This window comes from Sphingomonas sp. AC449 (assembly GCF_979253475.1).
Genome location: NZ_CEEDCZ010000027.1, coordinates 1 through 1907, shown reverse-complemented (window position 1 = coordinate 1907; position 1907 = coordinate 1). Strand labels below are relative to the sequence as shown.

Here is a 1907-nt window from a genome sequence, read left to right as displayed (position 1 = left end):
AGCCTGTCCGCTATCGGGCGGTGATCGCAAAAAGCAGCCGTTCGTTCATCAACTTGTCGAGAGCATGCGGCAGCTCAGTCATTCCAAAGCTTGCGTAAGGTGTGCTGTCAAATCCGCATAAGATTCGCCTAGATCCGGATACAAAGTCATCCGTTGAAGAGCACGCCATTTTCCTTTTTCCGCAGTGACTTAAGCGCGCGGATCAGCGCGCTTGAATGCTGACTATCTCCCGATGACAAAACTCCGTGTTCCCTGTCTGATCCGTTTTGGGGAGCAAATAGCCATCACGAGGGTGTAAACTACGGGGGAGTACCTGGGCAGCGATCTGGAGGTTTCCTCGCACCCCGACTGTTCGCTAGACGTTCCATAGAAACTGGAGCAGGCGAGACGCCGGCAAGGGTAGTGAATGGTGCGCGTTCTGCACAGTGCCGACTGGCAACTCAACAAGGCGTTTGGTTGCCTAGAACTCGAGGTCAGAGTGGCTTTTATCGAAGCCCGCTTCGATGCGATCGACGCCATTGGTCAAGCCGCTCGCGTCCATGATGCCGGCCACGTGCTGGTAGCTGCCGACGTGTCCGATACCGAAGGCCCTGAAGACCGAACCATCGTCCAGGCACTGTCCCAGATGGAGCGCTATCCCTGCCGCTGGTGGCTGCTGCCAGGCAACCATGATTATGCGCGCAACGGCGGTCTGTGGGACCGAGTGAGGGCTCGTCGAACTGCCAACGTCATTATCCTGACAGAACCCGATCCGCAGGAGATGGAGGACGGCATTTAGCTGCTGCCGGCACCGCTCATGCACCGGAACAACCTCGACGATCCGACCGCCAATTTTGATACGATGGCCACCCCGGAAGCGCGGCTTCGCATCGGTCCCGCGCATGGCTCGATCCCAGTGGAGCCGCGCACTGCCGTCGTGCCCGTGCCGAGACTGGTATCGCACACCGGTCCTGCACGGCGTGCTGGGCGCGAGCCTCCCGCCAACGTGATCGATGCAGCCCGTCGTTCGCGCCAGCGCTGGCATTGTACCCACCTCGATGAGCATCGCGCAATCGCTTCTGGAAAGCGGTGAGGGCAGGCACATGCCCCCCGGCTCGAACAATCCTTTCGGTATCAAGGCGGCGGCGGGCCAGCCCTGCGTGACGGTCCGCATGCGCGAGGAATCGCGCAGCGGTCGATCCGTTCACATCCGCGCAGCGTTTCCAAAGTTTGCCACGCTGGCCGATGCATCGAGGTGCATGGCCGCTTGCTTGCCACGCACCGGGCCTATGCCGAAGCGCGACGCCACGTCGATGATCCGGACGCTTATGCCGATGCGCTCGCCGGACGCTACGCGACCTATACGCAATATGGCACGTTACTTAAATCCTTCATGCGCAGTCGGGACTTGTATCGCTACGATGCGACCGGTTCTGAACCACATTGATCTAATTCAGCATGGCGAAACATGCGCCGATCCGTGTCGCGATTGACCGAAAGCGCGGCGCGTTTGCCGGGTATCGCAACGCGACAATGGCAAACTGATCGTCCCGTCGCAGTATCTTGCTATGGAATATGTTACCGGCGCAGTCGGTCCCGGACACCACGCGCCAGTTTCCACGTCCCGCGGCATAGCTCGTTCGCCCCCCTCGACCGGCAAGTCTCGAAGCGATGTCCTTCGCGGTGGCATCGATCCCGTCATGCAGCACGTCGTTCCGTCCGAAAACCGCCAACGATCCACCATCCACGGCATGAAACACACGGCCGTCACCCTTTGCGCGTCCGGCTGTGCTTTCGGCGTCGTCGGATAGCAGAGGGGGTATCGATACCGGGCGTTCCCGTACCGAAGCCACCCCTGCTCCGCAGCGTTGCGTCGCTCCCAGACGACCCGCCACAAGATGATCCTGGGCTATAACGAGGCGATGACC

2 protein-coding genes and 1 pseudogene are annotated in these 1907 nt (G+C 60.5%); all 3 read left to right on the top strand.

Annotated elements, in window-relative coordinates:
- Nucleotides 1-406 precede the first annotated feature (406 nt).
- The 3 genes and pseudogenes from AC0CH3_RS17680 (at nucleotide 407) to AC0CH3_RS17670 (ending at nucleotide 1426) form a co-directional block, all read left to right on the top strand.
- A complete protein-coding gene (locus AC0CH3_RS17680; protein ID WP_354304487.1) occupies nucleotides 407-778 on the top strand; it encodes a metallophosphoesterase family protein in 372 nt (123 codons plus the stop codon).
- A gap of 214 nt (nucleotides 779-992) precedes the next feature.
- Nucleotides 993-1193: pseudogene (locus tag AC0CH3_RS17675) on the top strand (hypothetical protein); the annotation flags it as partial.
- Between the two features lie 53 nt (nucleotides 1194-1246).
- Nucleotides 1247-1426, top strand: coding sequence for a hypothetical protein (locus AC0CH3_RS17670; protein WP_354304489.1), 180 nt, complete (start codon nucleotides 1247-1249; stop codon nucleotides 1424-1426).
- The last annotated feature ends 481 nt before the right edge of the window (nucleotides 1427-1907 follow it).